The sequence below is a fragment of the Streptomyces sp. NPDC059900 genome (genome assembly GCF_050270335.1).
In the GTDB taxonomy this organism is placed as follows: domain Bacteria; phylum Actinomycetota; class Actinomycetes; order Streptomycetales; family Streptomycetaceae; genus Streptomyces.
The window spans coordinates 50,677-71,907 of the sequence record NZ_JBNNJZ010000005.1; the positions used below are offsets into that span (position 1 = coordinate 50,677).

A 21,231-nucleotide genomic window follows, 5' to 3' on the forward strand; every position below is an offset into this window, starting at 1 on the left:
TGGGGGACCCATAGTGACAACCTCTCAATTAACTCAAGATCACAAGCCTGGCGCCGCACGCAGAGGAAGCCGGCCCGGAATCGCCCTGACCGTCATCGCGGCCTGCCAACTCATGGTGGTCCTCGACGCGACGATTGTGAACATCGCGCTCCCGCACATTCAGGACGCGCTCGAATTCTCGACCACCGACCTCACTTGGGTCGTCAGCGCGTACACCCTCACCTTCGGCGGGCTGCTGCTCCTCGGCGGCCGTGCCGGTGACATCCTCGGCCGCCGCCGCGTCTTCATGACCGGCATCCTGGTCTTCACCCTCGCCTCGCTTCTCGGCGGATTCGCCCAGGAGCCCTGGCAGTTGCTGGCCGCGCGGGCTCTGCAGGGCGTGGGTGGCGCGATCGCATCGCCCACCTCCCTGGCACTCATCACCACGACGTTCCCCGAAGGCCCCGAGCGCAACCGCGCGTTCGGTGTCTTCGCTGCCGTCTCCGCGGGCGGCGGCGCCATCGGGCTGCTGGCGGGCGGCATGCTCACGGAGTGGCTCGACTGGCGCTGGGTGCTGTTCGTGAACGTACCCATCGGCGTCCTGATCGCCTTCCTCGCCCCGCTCTACATCAGCGAGTCCGAGCGTCACCCCGGCCGGTTCGACATCGCCGGCGCCCTCACGTCGACCCTCGGCATGGCCTCCCTGGTCTACGGATTCATCCGGGCGGCCGAGGAGGGCTGGCGCGACAACCTCACCCTGGCGTCGTTCGGCGCGGCCGTCGTGCTGCTCATTGCCTTCGCCCTCATCGAAAGCCGGGCGAAGGAACCGATCACTCCGCTGAAGATGTTCGCCGACCGGAACCGCTCCGGCTCGTACGTGATCATGCTGAGCCTGGCCGCGGCGATGTTCGGCATGTTCTTCTTCATCGTGCTCTTCGTCCAGAACGTACTGGGCTACACACCGATCGAAGCGGGCCTCGCCTTCCTGCCGGTCACGGTCGCGATCGTGGCGGGCGCGGGCATCTCCCAGCGGATGCTCCCGGTCCTCGGCCCCAAGCCGTTCATGGTGATCGGCTCGGCTCTCGTCGCCGTCGGGCTCAGCTGGCAGACCCTCATCAGCCCGGACAGCTCGTACGTGGGCGGAGTGCTCGGCCCGATGCTGCTGTTCGGCTTCGGCATGGGTCTGAACTTCGTGACCCTTACATTGACGGCCGTCTCCGGAGTGGCCCCGCACGAAGCGGGCGCCGCATCCGGCCTGCTCAACGCGACGCAGCAGGTGGGCGGTTCGCTCGGCCTCTCCATCCTGACCACGGTCTTCGGCACGGCCAGCCGGGACGAGGGCAAGGAGCAGATGGCCGACTTCATGGCGAACGCGTCGCCGGAACAGAAGGCCGCCTTCGCCAAGACCGGCGAGCTGCCGCCGCCCTGGGGACACGAAGTGCTGTCCGAGGGGATCTCCACGGCCTTCATACCGGCCGTCGCCATGGCTCTGCTCGCGCTGGTCACCGCCGTGGTGCTGGTCCGGGTGCGCAAGAGCGACATGGACGCACTGGCCGGTACGGCGAGCGCGGCGGGCCCCGCGGGCGGCTGACGGGGGTGTCGTACGTGTCGGGTCGGCGGCCTCGTGGGGCCGCCGACCCGGCAAGGCGATCTCAGCGGTACGAGACCTCCCGGTCGGAACTTTCGCAGTCCCCCGGGGCGACCGTCGGCGGCCGTTCCTTGATGATCTCCCTGGCGCGTGCCTCGCCCAGGCTCGTGGCGTACCAGGGGTCGGGCTCGGACCCGAGGCTGTTCGCGATGCCCTCGAGAGCGCAGGAGCGCAGCGGCTCCGGCAGCTCGTCGATGGCCACAGCGGCATCGGCGGAAAGGCCGCGCGCGTACTCCAGGTCGAACTTCCCGGCGTCCTCGTAGCGCTGGACATTGCGCTCGGCCACGAGGCCGTCGGGCGACAGGAGCCCGAAGGCCAGCACCCCGGCCGCGGCGCTCGCGGCAACGGCTCGCGGCAGCCAGCGCGCGCCCCACACCCCCGCCGCCATGATCAGCACGACGACCAGGCCGAGCCAGAGCTCCACGGCCACGACGGACACCCGAAGCCGGGTCAGACCGTACGCGTCGACGTACATGTCCATGCGTCGCACCGCCGACGCCACGACGACGAGCGTGAGAGCGCAGAGCGTGCCGAGCACGGCCCGCACCAGTCCGCGGTCGCGAGCCCCGCCACGCGGCGCCCAGCGCAGGGCGAGCACGATGACGACCAGGGTGAGCAGCGTGGCGAGCAGCAGTTGCCAGAAGCCCTGGCGCGCGTACTGGGAGTACGAGAGGCCGGTCTTGTCGAGGACCGCGTCGTAGCCGCCGAAGAGCACGGCCAGCTGCACCGCGTTGAACGCCGCGAACAGCAGGTTCAGGACGACCAGCGGCAGCGCCCACTCGACGCGGCTCCGCTCCCGGCCGGGACCCACGACGAGCCGGTCCCAGCGCACGGGCGCGGCAGCGGTGCGCGCCGCCGCGAGCGCTCCGACGACACCGGCCGCGAAGAGCAGCAGGCGCCACGGCCCCTCGCCCACGGAGGCGTCGGGCAGCAGATCGCCCAGCAGCCCCGCGAACGCGGCATCGGCCCCGGCGAACAGCGCCCCGAAGACCAGCAGCAGTACGGCGGTCACCACCACCGCCCGCAGAACGGGCCCGCTCCTGGACCCGCTCGCGCGACTGCGCACCCCCTGCCAGCCCCAGCCGAGCCCCGAGACCACCGCTTCGAACAGCCCGATCGGGCCGATGAGCACGCCGGGCCAGGTGCGGCAGCCGTGCAGGGCGAGTGAGCCGAGCGCGACGGCGGAGACGACGGCGAGGAACGAGGGCCAGGCTGCGTCCCGCAGGGCGGGCACCGCCAGCAGCCCGAGGCCGCCGATCGCCCAGACCAGCGTCCAGGGGCGCGGCCTGCGTCCGGCCTGCTCGGCGGCGAAGTACGCGGCGAGTGCGGCCGGCAGGGCGACGATCAGCAGATTGAGCGCGAGCCCGTCGCCGAGCAGCAGCATGCTCAGCAGACCGGTCGCGAGTACCGCGCCGAGCGTGCCCGTCCGGATCGGAGCGGGCTCATCGGCCCTCAGATCGGCCAGCAGGGGCTCCGGCTTGCCCGCCGGGTACGCCCAGTCGGCAGGAGGCGCGGGGTGCCTCGCCACGGCACGCGGGCCCGGCACGGCATCCTCGGGCTCTCCGGGTCTTCCCGGGCCTGTGGGTCTACCCGGCTCCCCCGGCTCCCCTGGCTCTCTCGGTGCTCTCGGCTTCCTTGGTGGATCTCCCACATCTGCGGCTGATGGCTCAGGCGTGGACGGTGTATCGGACACGGGACCCCCTCCCGGCCGGTCCGCACATGCAGCAGACGGCACGCACGCGTGGCGGGGCCGCCGGGCGACCGGCATCTCGTTGAGGACACGCAAGTCATGATCAACTGGCGGCCTGCGGCAAGAGTAGCCGCGCGGCCGACGACGGCTCCCGCCTCGGCAAGGCTGTGGCATGACCGTGACAGTCCCACGGGGAGACCGGCCCCGACGTCAGCCCGCAGCCACCGGCACCCAACCGGGCAGCGCCTCGGTCTGCTCCAGCCACTCCCCCGAGGGCGCGCCGCCCTCGCCGGAAGCAACCACTCCGCCCACGATGGCGCAGGTCGTGTCCATGTCGCCGCCCACTTGGGCGGTGGACCAGATGGCCCGCTCGAAAGCGCCGAGGCCACGGGCAGCCGACCACAGGGCGAACGGCACCGTGTCATGCGCGGTCGTACGGCGGCCACAGCCCAGCACCGCGGCCACCGTCGCCGCGTCCCCGTAGTCGAGCATGTCCCGCGCCCGGCGCAGCCCGGCCCCGACGGCACTGCGGGGCACGAGGTCGATGACGCCGTCGAGCAGCGCCTTCGGGGCGGGCGGCCCCGCGGGGTCGGCGGCCAGTGCGGCGGCGGCAGCCACCGCCATGGCCCCCACGACCGCCTCACGGTGCTGGTGGGTGGGGTAGGCGGAAATCTCCGCCTGGTGTGTCGCCTGCTCCGGGTCGTCCGCGTACCAGGCACCGAGGGGGGCGATCCGCATGGCGGCGCCGTTCCCCCAGGAGCCCTGCCCCTTGAACAGCGCGGAGGCCAGCTCCCGCCAGTCCCCGCCCTCCCGGACCAGCCTGAGCAGGCGGTTCACGGCGGGGCCGTAGCCGCGGTCGAAGTCGTGGTGCTCGGCGAAGGAGAGGGCGAGCGCGTCCTGGTCGATCCGGTCGTGCCGGACCAGGATCGCGAACACGGAGCAGGCCATCTCGGTGTCGTCGGTCCACTGCCAGGGGCCAGGGGGCGCTTCCCGGCGCTTCAGGAGCGGGTAGTTCGCGGGCACGAAGAACTGAGAGCCCAGCGCGTCTCCCACCGCCAGTCCACGCAGGCTGGCCAGAGCGCGGGCCAGGCGCCGTTCGGGAGAGAAGTCAGCGGTCATCGCTTTCCCACTCTATCCGGTGACACCGTACGGTTCCGGTTCGCGCCAGCGTTCGAACGGCCGATCCAGCGTGTATTTGCCGTCGTCGCCGAGCACCAGGGTCCGCATCTCGCCGTTCCCGGGGTTCGACAGCGACTCGAACTCCGCCACCGACCAGTGGAACCAGCGCATGCAGAACAGCCGCATGGTCAGGCCGTGGGTGACGAGGAGGACGTTCGGCGGATGGTCCGGGGCCTCGAAGCTCCGGTACAGGCTCTCCAGGAACGCGCCCACCCTGTCGTACACGTCGGCCCCCGACTCACCCTGGGCGAAGCGGTAGAAGAAGTGTCCGTACGCGTCGCGGTAGGCCTTCTGAAGCCTGACGTCGTCCCGGTCCTGCCAGTTTCCCCAGTCCTGCTCCCGAAGCCGCGGCTCCTCGCGCACCCGTACGAGCTCGGGATCGAGCCGCAGGGCCCGGAAGGTCTCGTGGGTCCGCCGGTAGGGCGAGACGTACACGCTGACCCGCTCCAGGCCGACGGCGCCCCGTAGCTGCTCGCCCGTCTCGTCCGCCTGCCGCCACCCCTTCTCGGTGAGCGCCAGCGCGTGGTCGGGTTCGCGTTCGTACACGGTGTCGTCGGCGTTTCCGGCCGACTCGCCGTGCCGGACAAGGAAGATGCGCTGCGGACGTGCCATGGGGAAACCCTAGATCGGCCGCTGCCGGACGGCCCAACCGGTCAGCCGCCCCGGCTCCATCCGGCGCAAAGGACGGACACCCGCTTCGGCCCGCGCGCCGTCACACCGTCCACGACGGCTCCAGTTCCACGATGTCACCGGCCAGCGCCGCGACATCGGCCTCCGTCTGGGCACGCAGTGAAAGGCGCTCCACCCGCTCCCTGCGGTATTTGCCGTGCTCGGCGGCCGACAGCCACATCGAAAGGACGAGGAACTCGTGCCCCGGCGCCTCCCCGAAGAGACCGCGCACCATGCCCGGGGAGCCCGCCATCGCCGGGTTCCAGACCTTCTCCTGCATCAGTGCGAAGTGCTCCACCCGCGCCTCACGGACCCGGCAGTGCGCCACGCGCACCACGTCGGCGTCCGCGAAACGGGGCTCGAAGCCCGTCTTCACGTCGAAACGGTGGACGAAGAGCTTGCTCTGGATGTCCTTGAAGGTGCCCGACTGCGCGGCGGCCAGCCGGTCGTGGGAGCGTGCCATGAAGGAGTCGTAGAAAGCCCGGCTCTCCCAGAAGGCGAAGACATGCGCCACGCCCGGCCGCTCACGGCTCCACCCTCCGCCCTGTCCCCGGAACCCCGGCTCCCCCAGAAGCCCCGCCCACTTTCGCTGCCCCCGCTCGAACCCCCGTCGGTCCACCACGGTGCAGCGAATCCACTTGACCAGCACCGCGCCATCGTACGGCGCCGGACGTGGCCGGGGTCATGCTCCGGCGTAGTGCACCCGGATCAGCTCGGCGCCGTCATCGGCGTTCAGTTCGATACCGAACTCCTGGACGAGCACATTGCCCAACTCATGGGCGGATACGTCACGTTCGTCCGATGTGCCGTCCGGACGGGTCACCGTCAGGCGCTCGCCGACCAGGGTCCGGCGCACATCCGGCGCGGCCCGCTGGATCACCGGGCGGCGGATGAACGATGACTTGGGGTGGGTCGACGTGTAGTGGTTCATCACTACGTAGTCGACGGGAAGGCGTTCTTCCAGCGTGTACTCGTAGAGATCGAACCAGCCGTCCGCGTGCTCGGTCCGCAACACGCGTGCCCCGTTTGCTTCCTGGACGATCCCGAACCGCCACTCTCCTTGTCGTACGTCTTGTCGTACGTCTTGTCGTACGTCTTGTCGTACGTCTTGTCGTACGTCACCGTCGCCCTCCCCCAAGGGGATCGGTTCGAGCAGCCCTTCGGCGCCGAAACCGACGTCACAGTGCCACTGCCGCCCGTCCGCCTCCACGTTCAGGAGCATGTGCGTCACCGCGCGCCGCGACGAGGCACCCGCCCTGACCCGGGCGCCGAGCCCCCTGACGGTGAAGCCGATCCGCTCCAGGGCCGCCGCGAACAGCAGATTCTGCTCGTAGCAGTAGCCGCCCCTGCGCCGCCGCACCAGCTTGTCCTGCAACGCCGCCAGGTCCAGCGGCACGGGCCGCCCCAGCATCATCTCCAGGTTCTCGAAGGGGATCGACGCCACATGCGCCCGGTGCAGCGCACGGAGCGTGTCGAAGTCGGGCTTCACTTCCCCCTCATGCCCGAGCCGGGCCAAGTAGGCCTCGATGTCCAGTTCTTCCCCGTTCCACGTCATGACGCCAATGATCTACGCGCCCGGGCACGCGCGCCACCGGGAATGCCGCCGGCGGCCTCAACGGCCCTGCGCACTCGGAAACTTCAGAGATGTCAGTCACACGTCGTAGCGTGTCCGTAGGGCATGCCGTGCGGACATGTGGACATGTCTGGAGCGACAGCGTCAGCCGGGACACGAGGAGGGGACTCTGTGAGCAGTGTCAGCAAGGGGATCAAGAAGGTCGAGGTGGGGCTCAAGTGGGATCCGAGCCCCGTCGGATCGCCGCCGCACGATCTCGACATCATCGCCGCGACGTACTTGGCGGACGCTCCCTACGACAGCCCCGTGTACCTGGTGCACTTCGACAGCCGCGCCCCCGACGGGACGATCACCCTCAACAGGGACAGCAAGACAGGTCAGGGCTTCGGCTTCGACGAGGTCATGACCCTGGAGCTCGACCGGCTCGCGGCCGCGTACGCGCGCGTGGTGGTCGGTGTGGCCATACAGCCTCACACCCATGAGGGCGAGAAGGTCTTCGGCGACATCCCGAACACCGCGGTGCGCATCCGCACGGGACACACCGATCTGGCGCTGAGCGACCTCTCCGCGGTCGCCGGTTCCACGGCCGCGACGATCGCCGAGTTCACCCGGAACGAAACGGGCGCGTGGTCCTTCCGCGAGATCGTCCGCGGATTCGACGCCGACCCGACGTCCTTTGCTGCGGCGATGGGCACCGCGATCTGAGAACGGCGCCCGGACACGGCTCGCGGGTCTTCGCGCCGCGGGAAACGCCAAGGGCGGTGGTGCCGATGTCTCGGCACCACCGCCCTGGCGATCAGGCGTCGCTCCCGGCCGGAGCCAGGAACTCCCGGCAACTGCCGGGGTCAGCTACGACCGCTCAGCTGCAACCGCTGGTCGAGCCGCAGCCCTCGCAGATGTAGCAGGAGCCGGCCCGCTGCATCTTCGTCCCGCAGGAGAAGCACAGCGGCGCGTCGGCCTGGATGCCCAGCTGCATCTCGACGAGCTCGGCGCTGGTGTGCGCCTGCTGCGGAGCGGGCTTCTCCGCCTCGGTCCTCGGAGCGGCGACCGCCTTCAGGGGCTCGGCCTGCTGCGGGGCGGAACCGGCCAGGTCGTCGGCCAGGTCGGCGCCGTCCAGGGACGGCTCGTACGAACCGGTGTCCAGGTGACGCTGACGCTCCTCGGCCGAGTGGATGCCGAGCGCGGAGCGCGTCTCGAAGGGCAGGAAGTCCAGCGCCAGGCGGCGGAAGATGTAGTCGACGATCGACTGCGCCATCCGCACGTCCGGGTCGTCCGTCATGCCGGCCGGCTCGAAGCGCATGTTCGTGAACTTCGAGACGTACGTCTCCAGCGGGACGCCGTACTGCAGGCCCACGGAGACGGCGATCGAGAAGGCGTCCATCATGCCCGCGAGGGTCGAACCCTGCTTGGACATCTTCAGGAAGACCTCGCCCAGACCGTCGTCCGGGTAGGAGTTGGCGGTCATGTAGCCCTCGGCGCCACCCACGGTGAAGGAGGTGGTGATCCCCGGGCGGCCCTTGGGCAGGCGCTTGCGGACGGGGCGGTACTCGACGACCTTCTCGACGGCCTCGCGGATCGTCGCCTCGGTCTTCTCGGTGACCTCGGCCTTCTCCTGCTCCTTCTTCTTGGCGGAGAGGGGCTGGCCGACCTTGCAGTTGTCGCGGTAGATGGCGAGCGCCTTGACGCCCATCTTCCACGCCTCGTAGTAGACCTCTTCGACGTCCTCGACGGTGGCGGTCTCCGGGAGGTTGACCGTCTTGGAGAGCGCGCCGGAGATCCACGGCTGGATGGCCGCCATCATGCGGACGTGGCCCATCGCGGAGATGGAACGCTCGCCCATCGCGCAGTCGAAGACCTCGTAGTGCTCGGTCTTCAGGCTCGGGGCGTCGATCACATTGCCGTTCTCGGCGATGTGGGCGACGATCGCCTCGATCTGCTCCTCCTGGTAGCCCAGGCGGCGCAGGGCCTGCGGCACGGTGCCGTTGACGATCTGCATCGAGCCGCCGCCGACGAGCTTCTTGAACTTGACCAGGGCGAGGTCCGGCTCGAGGCCGGTGGTGTCGCAGGACATCGCGAGACCGATGGTGCCGGTCGGGGCGATGACCGACGCCTGGGAGTTACGGAAACCGTTCTTCTCGCCGAGGCGGAGCACGTCCTGCCAGGCCTCCGTGGCGGCGGCCCAGACCGGCGTGTCCAGGTCGTCCATACGGACGGCCGCGCCATTGGCGTCGGCGTGCTGCTTCATGACGCGCTTGTGCGGCGTGGCGTTCTTGGCGTACCCGTCGTACGGGCCGACGACCGCGGCGAGCTCGGCGGAGCGCTTGTACGAGGTGCCGGTCATCAGGGAGGTGATGGCACCGGCGAGCGCGCGGCCGCCGTCCGAGTCGTAGGCGTGGCCGGTCGCCATCAGCAGGGCGCCGAGGTTGGCGTAGCCGATGCCGAGCTGGCGGAAGGCGCGGGTGTTCTCGCCGATCTTCTGCGTCGGGAAGTCCGCGAAGCAGATGGAGATGTCCATCGCCGTGATGACGAGCTCGACGACCTTCGCGAAGCGCTCGACCTCGAAGGACTGGTTGCCCAGGCCGTCGTCCTTCAGGAACTTCATCAGGTTCAGCGAGGCGAGGTTGCAGGACGTGTTGTCCAGGTGCATGTACTCGCTGCACGGGTTCGAGCCGTTGATCCGGCCGGACTCCGGGCAGGTGTGCCAGGCGTTGATGGTGTCGTCGTACTGGATGCCGGGGTCGGCGCAGGCCCAGGCGGCCTCGGCCATCTTGCGGAAGAGCGACTTGGCGTCGACCTCCTCGATGACGTCGCCCGTCATGCGGGAGGTGAGGCCGAACTTGCCGCCCTTCTCGACCGCCTTCATGAACGTGTCGTTCACGCGGACCGAGTTGTTGGCGTTCTGGTACTGGACGGACGTGATGTCGTCGCCGCCCAGGTCCATGTCGAAGCCCGCGTCGCGCAGGGCGCGGATCTTCTCCTCTTCCTTCACCTTGGTCTCGATGAAGCCCTCGATGTCGGGGTGGTCGACGTCGAGGATGACCATCTTGGCCGCGCGGCGCGTGGCGCCGCCCGACTTGATCGTTCCTGCGGACGCGTCGGCACCGCGCATGAAGGAGACCGGTCCCGAGGCATTGCCGCCGGAGGAGAGGAGCTCCTTGGAAGAACGGATACGGGACAGGTTCAGGCCGGCGCCGGAGCCGCCCTTGAAGATCATCCCCTCTTCCTTGTACCAGTCCAGGATCGAGTCCATGGAGTCGTCCACGGCCAGGATGAAGCAGGCGGAGACCTGCTGCGGCTGGGGCGTGCCGACGTTGAACCAGACCGGGGAGTTGAAGCTGAAGATCTGGTGCAGGAGGGCGTACGCCAGTTCGTGCTCGAAGATCTCGGCGTCGGCGGGCGAGGCGAAGTAGCTGTAGTCCTCGCCGGCCTTGCGGTAGGTCTTCACGATGCGGTCGATCAGCTGCTTGAGGCCGGTCTCGCGCTGCGGGGTGCCAACGGCCCCGCGGAAGTACTTGCTGGTGACGATGTTGACCGCGTTCACCGACCAGAAGTCGGGGAACTCGACGCCACGCTGCTCGAAGTTGACCGAGCCGTCGCGCCAGTTGGTCATGACGACGTCTCGGCGCTCCCAGACCACCTCGTCGTACGGATGCACGCCGGGCGTCGTATGGATGCGCTCGATACGCAGACCCTTGCTGGCCTTGGATCCCTTGGCTCGGGAACCTCGCGCCGGGCCGCTCGTCGTCTCGGTCATGCCGCCTCCCTGTATCAGGCTAAAACGCCCTGAAGTGCCACGATGTTCCCGTGACACGGTGTTGTCTGGTGCCGCGGAAGCCGCAAGGGCATCCGCAACAGGTCTGTGTGTGTCGCCGTCGGCCGTTGGCCGGTCAGTCGGCGGCAGTGGCGGGCACCGGGACTTCGGCAGTCCCTCCGGGCCCGCAGTCGTTCACGCCGGGCTCCCCGCCGGCGCCCTGCGGCTCTTCGTCGAGCCGCTTGTCCCGCTGGTCCCTCAGCTCCCCGACGGCAGCCTCGAAATCGTCGAGCGAGTCGAACGCCCGGTACACGGACGCGAAGCGCAGGTAGGCCACGAGGTCCAGCTCCTGCAGCGGACCGAGTATGGCCAGACCCACGTCATGCGTGGTCAGCTCGGCACTCCCGGTGGCCCGCACCGCTTCCTCGACCCGCTGGCCGAGCAGCGCGAGCGCGTCCTCGGTCACCGGCCGCCCCTGGCACGCCTTGCGTACGCCGTTGATCACCTTCGTACGGCTGAAAGGCTCGGTCACGCCGCTGCGCTTGACCACCATCAGCGAACACGTCTCCACCGTCGTGAAACGACGGGAGCAGTCGGGGCACTGACGCCGCCTGCGGATCGACGTGCCGTCATCGGTGGTCCTGCTGTCGACCACGCGACTGTCGGGGTGCCTGCAGAAGGGGCAGTGCATGAAACTCCCAACCCTCCTTCAAGACACGACTCGTAGGCCTCACCGGGCCCATGAGGCCCTCGAAGCAGCCCCAAGCATAGGCGATGCCCGGGGACTGAAAAGACCGGGGACCACAACTTCTGGGCCGTGGTTGCAATCCAACCACTAGATCTGGGGTTTGGCCGTAAATCCGGCCCCATCGCGTGTCGCGCGCCCACGACACGTCGTGAAGGTTACGAGCCCGCCTCGCGCGACCCACAGGAAGGGGGGCGGTACGGGATCGACCGAGCGGCGAGTGGCAGTATGGGAGCCCCACCGAGGGGGCCGCGATCCCGGCGGTGAAGCGTACCGTAATCAACCGAAATGCCATTCGGCTCGAACGTTAGCCATACACCCAGGCGCATGATCACGGCAGACCTTCTGCGATTTTTCACTCGAACGTGTGTTTGGCGCAACCTTTCGAAAGCAACTACCGTTGGCTAACTAGGGAGAACATTCTCGAGAGGGGCCGACCGACGTGACCACCACCGCAGACAGTGCCACCATCACTGCTCAGGACCGCCAGAGCCGACTCGAGCCGGTGCATGCCATGAGTGACGCAGACACGAACCAGGAGGGCGCCAAGCCCACTCGCTCCCTACCGGGCCGACCTCCAGGAATCCGCGCAGACAGCTCGGGCCTCACCGACCGGCAGCGCCGTGTCATCGAGGTCATCCGGGACTCGGTGCAGCGGCGCGGTTACCCGCCGTCGATGCGCGAGATCGGCCAGGCGGTGGGCCTCTCCAGCACGTCGTCGGTCGCCCACCAGCTGATGGCCCTGGAGCGCAAGGGTTTCCTGCGCCGCGACCCGCACCGCCCCCGGGCGTACGAGGTGCGCGGCTCGGACCAGCCGAGCAGCCAGCCCACCGACACGGCGGGCAAGCCCGCCGCTTCGTACGTCCCGCTGGTCGGCCGCATCGCGGCCGGTGGTCCGATCCTCGCCGAGGAGTCGGTCGAAGACGTCTTCCCGCTCCCCCGGCAGCTCGTCGGTGACGGTGAGCTCTTCGTCCTCAAGGTCGTCGGCGACTCCATGATCGAGGCCGCGATCTGTGACGGGGACTGGGTGACGGTCCGCCGCCAGCCCGTCGCGGAGAACGGCGACATCGTCGCCGCCATGCTCGACGGCGAGGCGACGGTCAAGCGGTTCAAGCGCGAAGACGGGCACGTATGGCTGCTGCCTCACAACTCCGCGTATCAGCCCATCCCCGGTGACGAGGCGACGATCCTCGGCAAGGTGGTGGCGGTGCTGCGGCGGGTGTGAGCCTCCGCCCCCGACCGGGCCCCGGAACCAACTGCGCCGGTTCCGGGGCCCCGCTGCGTCCGGAGGCCGTACGCGCGGGCCGCTCCTCCGCTACTCCTCGCCGGCGTCGCCCTTGTCGGCCTCGCCCTTGTCGGCGTCCTTGATCGTGACCGTGGCCTTGGCCGCCGCGTCGATCGCGGCCAGGGAGCGGCGCGCCTGATTACGGTCCGTCGTGTACCAGAAGTCCGGCAGTGAAGCCTTCAGATAGCTGCCGTAGCGCGCCGTGGCGAGCCGGGGGTCCAGGACGGCGACGACGCCCCGGTCCGCGGAGGCCCGCACGAGGCGCCCCGCGCCCTGCGCCATCAGGAGCGCCGCATGCGTCGCGGCGATGGCCATGAAGCCATTCCCGCCGTTGTCGTCCACCGCCTTCTGGCGTGCGCTCATCAGCGGGTCGTCGGGACGCGGGAAAGGGATCTTGTCCATGACCACCAACTGGCAGCTGGCGCCCGGCACATCGACCCCCTGCCACAGGGAAAGCGTCCCGAACAGGCAGGTCTGCGGATCCGCCGCGAAGTTCTTGATCAGCTCGCCCAGCGTCTCCTCGCCCTGCAACAGGATGGGCATGTCCAGGCGGCCGCGCAGCTCCTCCGCGGCGTTCTGGGCGGCACGCATGGACGAGAACAGACCGAGCGTGCGCCCGCCTGCCGCCTCGATCAGTTCGGCCAGCTCGTCGATCATGTCGCTGCGCGTGCCCTCACGGCCCGGCCGGGCCAGGTGCTGGGCCACGTACAGGATCCCCTGCTTGCGGTAGTCGAAGGGCGAGCCGACGTCCAGGCCCTTCCAGGCCGGGGCGTCCTCGGACTCGGTGCCCTCGGGAGAGAGGCCCAGCGACGCTCCCACGCCGTTGAAGTCGCCGCCGAGCTTGAGGGTGGCGGACGTCAGGACCACGGAGCGGTCGCTGAAGAGCTTCTCGCGGAGCAGCCCCGACACGGACATGGGCGCCACCCGCAGGGAGGCTCCGAAGCGATCATGACGCTCGTACCAGACGACGTCCCACTCGGAGCCGTTCGAAATGCGTTCCGCCACGTCGTGGATCGACTCGACGGAGGCGAGGGCCTGCTTGCGTACGGCGTCCTCGTCCTGGACCGACTTGTCGCGGGTGGAGCCGAGCGCCGAGATGACCGTCCGGGCGGCGTCACGCAGGGCCATCAGGGCATACCCGAGGTCCTCCGGAACCTCCTCCAGGCGGCCGGGCAGGGCCAGCTCCATCACGCGCTCGAAGCCTTCGGAGGCGGTCTGGAGCTGATCGGCCGCCTTCTCGTTGACGAGCTTGGCTGCGCGGCGCACCGCGCGGCTGACCTGGCCCGGGGTGAGCTCGCCGGTGGCGACACCGGTGACCCTGGAGACCAGCTCATGGGCCTCGTCCACGATCAGCACTTCGTGCTGCGGAAGGACGGGAGCGCCCTCGATGGCATCGATCGCGAGGAGGGCGTGGTTGGTGACCACGACCTCGGAGAGCTTGGCCCGCTCACGCGCCGCCTCGGCGAAGCACTCCGCTCCGTACGCGCACTTCGACGCTCCCAGGCACTCCCTGGAGGAGACGGATACCTGGGACCAGGCGCGGTCGGAGACGCCGGGAGTGAGGTCGTCCCGGTCGCCGGTCTCCGTTTCGTCCGCCCAGTCGCGCATCCGCAGCAGGTCCTGGCCGAGCCTGCTGGTCGGGGCGGCCGCCTCGAACTGGTCGAAGAGCCCGGGACCCTCCTCCTCTTCCTGCGGCACGCCTTCGTGGAGGCGGTGCAGGCACAGGTAGTTCGAGCGGCCCTTGAGCATGGCGAACTGGGGGCGGCGGCGCAGCAGGGGATGCAGCGCGTCGACCGTCCGCGGCAGGTCACGCTCCACGAGCTGGCGCTGGAGCGCCAGCGTGGCGGTCGCGACCACCACGCGCTCGCCGTGCGCGAGGGCGGGCACCAGATAGCCGAGGGACTTGCCCGTGCCGGTACCGGCCTGGATCAGGAGGTGGGAGCCGTCGTCGATCGCCTCGGCGACGGTCTCGGCCATCGTCACCTGGCCAGGGCGCTCCGTGCCGCCGACGGCGGTGACGGCGGCGTGCAGGAGCTCGGGAAGGGAGGGCTTTGTCATAGCGCGACCACCCTACGGGTCTCCACTGACAATCCCTCGATCAAGGCCGGTGGAGGGGGTTGGGCACGCTGCCGTGCACGGCGGCGTGCGGGCGCTCGGGGCGGTCCCGGTACCCGTCGAGGTGAAGCCTGTTCCGGTTGAGACAGAGCCGCTCGATGCGGGGGGTGAGCAGGTCGAACATGTCGTATCGCTCCCTGAGCTGCGGGGCGCGGGCCTGATGGCGGAGGATCTCGGCACGTACGAGGTCCCAGAATTCGGTCTCCGGGATGCCGAGCTGCGCGTGGCACAGCGGGGCAAGATAGCGGAAGACGCCTACGAAGAGCCCCGAGTGGATGAACTGCGTGAGGAAATCGGGCCGTTCGGTGAGCAGTACGTCCCGCACGTCGTCCGGCATCGAGGCGTGCTCCGGAAGCGCCTCGGCACTGACGTTGACGTCGTCGACGAAGTCCTTGACCGCGAGCCGGACGGGCACGTCCCTGTCGTCGAAGACGACGATGGCGTTCTCCCCGTGCGGGGAGAACACGGTGCCGTACCGGTACAGGAATTGCAGGAGCGGAGGGAGCAGCGCGGCGAAGAGGCGCCGCAGCCACACCTCGGGGGCAAGCCGCGAGCGCTCGACGAGCTCGGCGACGAAGGCCCTGCCTTGCGGGTCGGTCTGCAGTAAGGAGGCGAGGGTGCGGGCGCGCTCGCCGGGAGCGAGATACCGGGTGATCGGCTCGCGCCAGATGGCTCCGAGCAGTTCCTTGTACTGGTAAGGGGCCTCGGGAAGCCCATCGTACAGCGGGTGCTCGACGGTCACCGACGCGACCTCGCCGAGCAGGATCACCCGGCATTCGTCCCGCAGGAAGGGGTCTGCGTCGCGCACGGCGTGCATCCAGGCGGTGACGGCGGGGGCGGCCAGGGTGCGTTCGGTGGGGAGCCCGCGCCACACCAGGGTGTTGAGCACCGACAGCGGCAGCTTGACGGTGTGCCGATCGGGGCGGGACAGGTTCAGGAACGTACGGATGGACTGCTGGGGCAACCGCAGATCGCTGTCGGCGGCCAGCGGGACGATCTTTCCCGCGGCCACGGAAGGGGCGAAGAGGGGCAGGACGATGTCGTCCCATTGCCAGGGATGCACCGGCAAGTAGAGGTAGGCGTGCGGGTCGAGTCCGCGTGCCCTGAGTATGTCCGCGAAGGCTTCCCGGGTGGCGGAGGGGAGTTCACGTGTGTACAGCTCCTCCGCGGTCGCCAGGCCGGCGACGCCTCGGTAGGCGGCGAGGTCGGCGTGCACCGCGATCCAGGGAAGCCGCGTGGTGCGGCGGGACTCGGGCGCCCATTGGGCGGTGTCGCTCGCGGAGAATCCGATGCGGCCCTTGTTGAGCACGAGCCAGGGGTGGCCGGTCTGATGCCCTTCGAGTTCGGCGTAGTCGAGGTCGGCGAGCTGCGCCGCGGTGAGGGCGGTCTGGTCGAGCCGGGCGTCGGCGGAGAGCGTGACGGTCAGCTCGCGGATGAGGTGGCCGAGCGTGGCGCCGTCGATTCCCAGGGTGCGGCGGGCCCGGGCCAGGAATCGGAGGGGGTCGTTGAAGGGGAGCGGCGGGCCGTCGCCCTCGGCCAGGGCCAGGCTCGCCGGGTCGACGTACCAACTGCCGTACGAGCCGCGGCGGGCGCGGAAGTGCAGGCACCCCCGGCCCTCGGCGTCGAGGGAGAGGCTGTAGCTCCGCGACCCGCCTTCGCCGCTCGGTCCGGCCGGGACGGGCTGGATGATCTCCTCATAGGCGAACTCCGCGACCATCTTGGCGAGGAGGCGACGCCCTCCCCTCGCCCACCGGTCCGGGGTCAGCTCGGGCGGGTCGTAGAGAACGGACGGCTCTCGGGATGTCGGGGGAACGGTCGGATTCGGCACGGGGACTCCTCAGGGAGGGAACCGGATCGGGTCGAGTCGTGTACCAAGAGTGACGGGGTCAGAGCACTGCGCGAAGGGCCCGGTCGCGGACCATGAGTGCCGCGCGCTTGTCGGGGAGATCCACCTCCGCGGAGAAGCGGAATCCGGCGCTCAGGAATGCGGAGACGGAGGGGGTGTTGCGCAGGTCGGGTTCGGCGATGACGCGTGCGCTTGCGGCCCGGTGGTCGAGCACGAGATCCGCGACCGCCCTCAGCAGAGAGGTGCCGAGGCCACGGCCGCGGTCGGCGACACCGCCGATGAGGAGGTGGAGACCGGTGTCATGCGGGCGGGCCGGATAGTGGCGGGCCAGGCCGTCCAGATCGGCACGGTAGATCTCCCAGTAGCTCATCGGCGTGCCGTCCAGGACGCCGAGGCAGGGGACGCTGCGGCCGTCACCGTCGAGCTGGCCGCGCAGATGTGCCTCCGTGACGGCGTCGGGGCCGGCCAGCTCCCAGAATGCCGCCACGGCGGGGTCGTTCATCCACCGGCTGATCAGGGGCAGATCGCGCTCGATGCATACCGGTACGAGTTGGAAGACACCGGCAGGGGTGGTCGCGGGGCCCCACTCGGCGACGTGGTCGAGCAGATCGTCGGCCGCCGATCTGACCGCCGGTGCCGGCGCGCGATCCGCCGTGCGTACGTCGCCGCCTTCGCCTGCTGCGGTGTGCGTCTCCCGTGCTTCGCCCGCACGCCTCGTATCTCCCGCGTCTCCCGCGTCTCCCGCGCCGAACAGGGCGACGAGTTCGTCCGGGAGTCGCAGGTCGAGGGTGTCCTGGGCATCCGCCTTGTCGGCGGTGGAGGACTCGGTGGCGGACTCGGGGGCGGTCTCGGTTCCGGCGTCGGTACGCGCATCAGGCGGAGGCACGGCGTCGCTCCTCTCAGAAAAGGCGGGTCATGTTCCTCAGGAATGCAGGGGGTTGTCGATGGAGACGTAGACGGACTGGGTGTCCACCGGGCCCACGAGTTCGTCGAGTCCCCGAAGCCGGGTCAGCAGGTTGGCCTTGCAGCGCAGTACGGGTGACTCGAGAAGCAGGGCGGGCAGGCGCGTACGGAGCGAAGCGGGACCGGATGCGACATCGCCGAGGAACCGGCGGAACGCCGCGAGCAGCAGCCTCTCGTCGGCCAGGCGTTGCGCACCGAGCGCTCCGATGAGGCCGAGGACGTTGTTGATGCCGAGGTAGTAGGCGAAGCGCTCGTCCGCCACCTCGTCGGACACGAACGAGTCGCTGTGCTCGCCGATGCCGGGCAGCCGGCGTTCGAGTTCGGCCCGCCGGGACTCGCGGTAGTAGTAGCCCTGGTTGTCGCGGTACCGGCCGCCCACGGGCCAGCCGTCGGGGTCGAGCAGCAGCAGCGTGTTCTGCTGGTGGGCCTCCAGGGCGACACCTGCCTCGCTGTCCAGCCAGAGCACGGGGCGTACGACGTTCTCCAGGTAGCGCAGGAACCACTCCGTGGCCACGGCCCCCGGCGAGCGGCCCGTCCGGCCGGCGAGGCCGGTGACGATCTCGCCGAGCCGGGACGGCATCGGGGCGCGGTCATGCCCGGTGGAGTGCGGTGACGGTCGGGGTGAGACGAGTCCCGCGATGCAGGTGACGTCGTCGCCGGGGCCGAAGGGGTTGTGGCGGATCATGACGTCGAGTCCGGTGACGGGCTCGCCGTCGGGGCCGGTCACGGCGAGCCAGGCCGGGTCGCGGATCACGTCGAACCCCGGGTGCACCGCCTGCCACTGCTCGGCGAGGCCGCTGCGCAGCAGCCGGTGGACCTCGACGCCGCGGTGGAGTTCCTTGCGGAGGTTCTCACGACGGGAGTTGGTGATGCGCAGGCCGAGCGAGAGCTTCAGCATCGCTGCGGCGCCCGAGCGGTAGAGGGTGCGTACGGAGGAGGTCGGGTACCACGGTGCGCCGTGCGGGCCGAGGTCCTGGAGGAGCCCCGCTTCCAGGAGCGCGGCGGTCGCGGGGCGGTGCCTGAGTTCACGGATCTGCCACGGGTGCAGGGGCAGGGCGGCGCGGCCGTCCGGCAGCGGCAGGTCGGGGCCCGCGAGGCGGGCGGTGAGCTGCTCGGCCGGGAGGGTGCGGCCGCGCTCGGTCCAGGCCGAGTCCGCGGCGAGGACGGAGGCGTCGACGGCGAGCCAGTGCAGCGCGAAGGCTCCGCGCAACTCCGGTGAGTAGAGTCGGGATTCGGTGTCGGAGAGCCCCTCGCGGCTTTTGGGGGTGGGGTGCAGGGGGTGGCCGAGGACCAGGGACTGTTCGGCGGCGAGAAACAGGTCGGGCTCGTCGACGGCGTTGTTGCGGCGGTCAGAGATGAAGGTGGCCGTGCGCCGTACGGAGTCGGCGACACGGCCGACGAGGTCGCCTCCCTCGACTCGCTCGCCGTCGGTGCCGCAGCCGGTGCCGGCGTACGTGCCGACGCCGAAGCCGGTGAGACCGGGCTCGTCCTGCGCCCCCTGCTCGCTCTGCCCGCCGGGCTCCTGTCCCTCGACGGGCTCTGCCCGCTCCTGCGGGTGCCCGTCCGGATCGGCGGCTTCAGTGCGCGTACCGCTCTCGCGCCCCAGGAGGGCGGCGACGGTGACGGCGTCCGCCGGGGGCGCGCTCTGGGGGCCGTCTTCCAGATACGGGAGGCCGAAGCGGTGCCAGCCGGTGGCCGACCAGTAGTGGACCGGGACGAGGAGGGCGGTGCCGCTGGCGTCGAGCGGGATGCGCAGGGCGCCGTGCTCGGGGGCGGGGAAGTTGTTCTCGCGCACCCAGCAGCGCAGGAGGTTCTCGATGGCCGCCATTTGCGCGGCGGTGTGCGGATCGGGGTGCTCCAGGAAGTCGGCGGTCGCGCCCGGCAGCCGCTCGGTCTGCCCGCCTCCCTTCTGCCGGGGAACCGTACCGGGCTCGGCCACCAGCGCGGATTGCTGGCCGCACCCCGTCGGGGCGTGGAGCTGGGGTGGGCCGTCGGATGCGGGGGTGGCGTTCAAGAGGGCTTCCTTGTGCAGTCGTTCGGGCTCCGGGGCGACGGGCTGGAGCTCTGCTGATGTCTCCCGGCCGTCAGCGGGACGGCCCGGTTCCGGCGTGGCTATCCGTGCTGCGGGCGTGCCGCGGCGGAGATCGCGTCGGCGAGGCGGTCCAGGATCGCTGCCGCCTGCTCGTCCGTGATCGTGAGAGGAGGAAGGAGGCGTACGACGCTGGAGTGCCGTCCTCCCAGCTCGACGATGAGGCCGCGGCGCAGGCATTCCCGCTGCACCTCGGCGGCGAGTTCGGGTGCCGGGGGAAGCGGTCGCGGGGAGCGGCCCGGGTCCAGGAGGCCGGTGGCTGCGGCAGGCAGGTCGCCGGTACCGGGCCCGTCCGCGGCGGCCGGGTCCACCAGTTCGACGCCGATCATGAGGCCTCTGCCGCGGACGTCGCCGATACAGGGATGTTCGGCGGCCAGGGCGCGCAACTGGGCGAGCATGCGGTCGCCCAGGACTCCCGCGCGTTCGGCGAGGCCGTTCTCACGGACGTACGCGAGGGTGGCCGCGCCTGCCGCCATGGCGAGCTGGTTGCCCCGGAAGGTGCCCGCGTGCGCGCCGGGCGGCCAGACGTCGAGGTCGTCGCGGTAGATCACGACGGCCAGGGGCAGGCTCCCGCCGATGGCCTTGGAGAGCACCATCACGTCCGGAACGACGCCGCTGTGCTCGACCGCCCAGAAGGTGCCGGTGCGCCCGACGCCGGTCTGGACCTCGTCCGCGATGAGCGGGATCGAGCGTGCGGCGGTGATGGCCCGCATCCGGCGCAGCCAGTCGTCGGGGGCGGGGATCACTCCGCCTTCGCCCTGCACGGGTTCCAGGATCATTCCGGCAGGCCGGAGCACGCCCGATTTGGTGTCGTCCAGGAGGTTTTCGGTCCAGCGGGCCGCGACCTCGGCGCCGTCCGCGCCGCCGATGCCGAACGGGCAGCGGTAGTCCTGCGGATAGGGCAGCCGCGCGACCCGTACGTCCGTAGCGCCGCCGGATGCTTCGAGCGCCCCCGCCGTCATCCCGTGATACGCGCCGGTGAAGGCGAGCATGCCGTCGCGGCCGGTCGCCATGCGCACGAGTTTGAGCGCCGCCTCCACCGCGTCCGTGCCGGCGGGACCGCAGAACTGGATCCGCGCGCGGTCGGCGAGTCCGCGGGGCAGCGTGCGGAACAGCTCGGTGGTGAAGGCGTCCTTCACCGGGGTCGCCAGGTCGAGGACATGCAGCGGCGCCCCCGAGTCGAGAACCTTTCTGATCGCTTCGAGCACGACCGGATGGTTGTGCCCGAGGGCCAGGGTCCCGGCACCCGAGAGGCAGTCGAGGTAACGCCGTCCGTCGGCGCCCTCGATCGTCAGACCGCGCGCGCGGACCGGCACGATCGGCAGGGCGCGCGCGTAGGTGCGCGCCGCCGACTCGCGCGCCGACTGGCGTCGCAGGATCCCCTCGTGTGCTGCGGAGTGCGCCGCGGAAACCGCCGCGGGTGCCGGCTCGGTCACGGCCACGACTGTTGGACCTCCCGCTGGGTGGGCGCTTCCCGCTTGATCCGGGCGGGTGCGCCGACGAGTTGGCAGGGGAGATGAACGCAGGCCGCCAGCCCCCCGTACGTACCAACGACCGGGACTGCGGAGGAACACGGGTAATCGGAAGATCCTTGCCGTGACGGAACCGTTGCCGTTCCGTCGGCAGTCCCCTACGGCACCGGCATAGTGTGAGGTGCCGTTCATCCGACAACTGGGTGGGCAGCGCAACGGAAATAACG

The 21,231-nt window shown here is 70.2% G+C and carries 15 protein-coding genes; 3 read left to right on the top strand and 12 right to left on the bottom strand.

Annotated elements, in window-relative coordinates:
* Window positions 1-13: 13 nt before the first annotated feature.
* The gene (locus ACQKIP_RS02080) at window positions 14-1,570 is read left to right on the top strand and encodes an MFS transporter (protein ID WP_365858173.1); all 1,557 of its coding nucleotides are present in this window, start codon (window positions 14-16) and stop codon (window positions 1,568-1,570) included.
* A 61-nt stretch (window positions 1,571-1,631) separates the two neighbouring features.
* Here the strand turns inward: ACQKIP_RS02080 and ACQKIP_RS02085 are convergent, their stop codons facing one another.
* The 5 genes from ACQKIP_RS02085 to ACQKIP_RS02105 all read right to left on the bottom strand — a co-directional run bounded on the left by ACQKIP_RS02085 (window position 1,632) and on the right by ACQKIP_RS02105 (window position 6,720).
* Window positions 1,632-3,491, bottom strand: coding sequence for a DUF4153 domain-containing protein (locus ACQKIP_RS02085; RefSeq protein WP_427741931.1), 1,860 nt, complete (start codon window positions 3,489-3,491; stop codon window positions 1,632-1,634).
* 36 nt (window positions 3,492-3,527) lie between these two features.
* A complete protein-coding gene (locus ACQKIP_RS02090; RefSeq protein ID WP_365858171.1) occupies window positions 3,528-4,436 on the bottom strand; it encodes an ADP-ribosylglycohydrolase family protein in 909 nt (302 codons plus the stop codon).
* A gap of 12 nt (window positions 4,437-4,448) precedes the next feature.
* Window positions 4,449-5,108, bottom strand: a complete 660-nt coding sequence (locus tag ACQKIP_RS02095) for a histidine phosphatase family protein (RefSeq protein WP_365858169.1) — start codon at window positions 5,106-5,108, stop codon at window positions 4,449-4,451.
* A gap of 100 nt (window positions 5,109-5,208) precedes the next feature.
* Complete coding sequence (locus tag ACQKIP_RS02100; protein ID WP_365858167.1) at window positions 5,209-5,814, bottom strand: YdbC family protein; 606 nt, start codon at window positions 5,812-5,814, stop codon at window positions 5,209-5,211.
* Window positions 5,815-5,847: 33 nt separating this feature from the next.
* Entirely contained in the window at window positions 5,848-6,720 is an 873-nt protein-coding gene (locus ACQKIP_RS02105; protein ID WP_365858165.1) for an arylamine N-acetyltransferase family protein, read from the bottom strand.
* Between the two features lie 189 nt (window positions 6,721-6,909).
* Between ACQKIP_RS02105 and ACQKIP_RS02110 the strand changes: the two genes are divergently transcribed.
* Window positions 6,910-7,443, top strand: coding sequence for a TerD family protein (locus tag ACQKIP_RS02110; RefSeq protein ID WP_365858163.1), 534 nt, complete (start codon window positions 6,910-6,912; stop codon window positions 7,441-7,443).
* Window positions 7,444-7,597: 154 nt separating this feature from the next.
* On the opposite strand, the gene ACQKIP_RS02115 is transcribed toward ACQKIP_RS02110, so the two are convergent.
* Entirely contained in the window at window positions 7,598-10,492 is a 2,895-nt protein-coding gene (locus ACQKIP_RS02115; protein WP_365858161.1) for a vitamin B12-dependent ribonucleotide reductase, read from the bottom strand.
* A gap of 133 nt (window positions 10,493-10,625) precedes the next feature.
* Window positions 10,626-11,180: a transcriptional regulator NrdR gene (gene nrdR, locus ACQKIP_RS02120; RefSeq protein WP_365858159.1), complete on the bottom strand. Its 555-nt coding sequence runs from the start codon at window positions 11,178-11,180 to the stop codon at window positions 10,626-10,628.
* Window positions 11,181-11,676: 496 nt separating this feature from the next.
* Between nrdR and lexA the strand changes: the two genes are divergently transcribed.
* Window positions 11,677-12,459, top strand: coding sequence for a transcriptional repressor LexA (gene lexA, locus ACQKIP_RS02125; protein WP_190085118.1), 783 nt, complete (start codon window positions 11,677-11,679; stop codon window positions 12,457-12,459).
* A 90-nt stretch (window positions 12,460-12,549) separates the two neighbouring features.
* Here the strand turns inward: lexA and ACQKIP_RS02130 are convergent, their stop codons facing one another.
* The 5 genes from ACQKIP_RS02130 to ACQKIP_RS02150 form a co-directional block, all read right to left on the bottom strand.
* Window positions 12,550-14,577: an ATP-dependent DNA helicase gene (locus tag ACQKIP_RS02130; RefSeq protein ID WP_365858157.1), complete on the bottom strand. Its 2,028-nt coding sequence runs from the start codon at window positions 14,575-14,577 to the stop codon at window positions 12,550-12,552.
* A 40-nt stretch (window positions 14,578-14,617) separates the two neighbouring features.
* Window positions 14,618-16,462, bottom strand: coding sequence for an IucA/IucC family protein (locus ACQKIP_RS02135; protein WP_365858155.1), 1,845 nt, complete (start codon window positions 16,460-16,462; stop codon window positions 14,618-14,620).
* A gap of 58 nt (window positions 16,463-16,520) precedes the next feature.
* Window positions 16,521-17,366 (bottom strand): GNAT family N-acetyltransferase, encoded by an 846-nt coding sequence (locus tag ACQKIP_RS02140; RefSeq protein WP_365858153.1) that lies wholly within the window; start codon window positions 17,364-17,366, stop codon window positions 16,521-16,523.
* A 36-nt stretch (window positions 17,367-17,402) separates the two neighbouring features.
* On the bottom strand, window positions 17,403-19,457 hold the full coding sequence (locus ACQKIP_RS02145; RefSeq protein WP_365858151.1) for an IucA/IucC family protein: 2,055 nt from the start codon (window positions 19,455-19,457) through the stop codon (window positions 17,403-17,405).
* A gap of 98 nt (window positions 19,458-19,555) precedes the next feature.
* Window positions 19,556-20,974: a diaminobutyrate--2-oxoglutarate transaminase family protein gene (locus tag ACQKIP_RS02150; protein ID WP_365858149.1), complete on the bottom strand. Its 1,419-nt coding sequence runs from the start codon at window positions 20,972-20,974 to the stop codon at window positions 19,556-19,558.
* Between the last annotated feature and the right edge of the window lie 257 nt (window positions 20,975-21,231).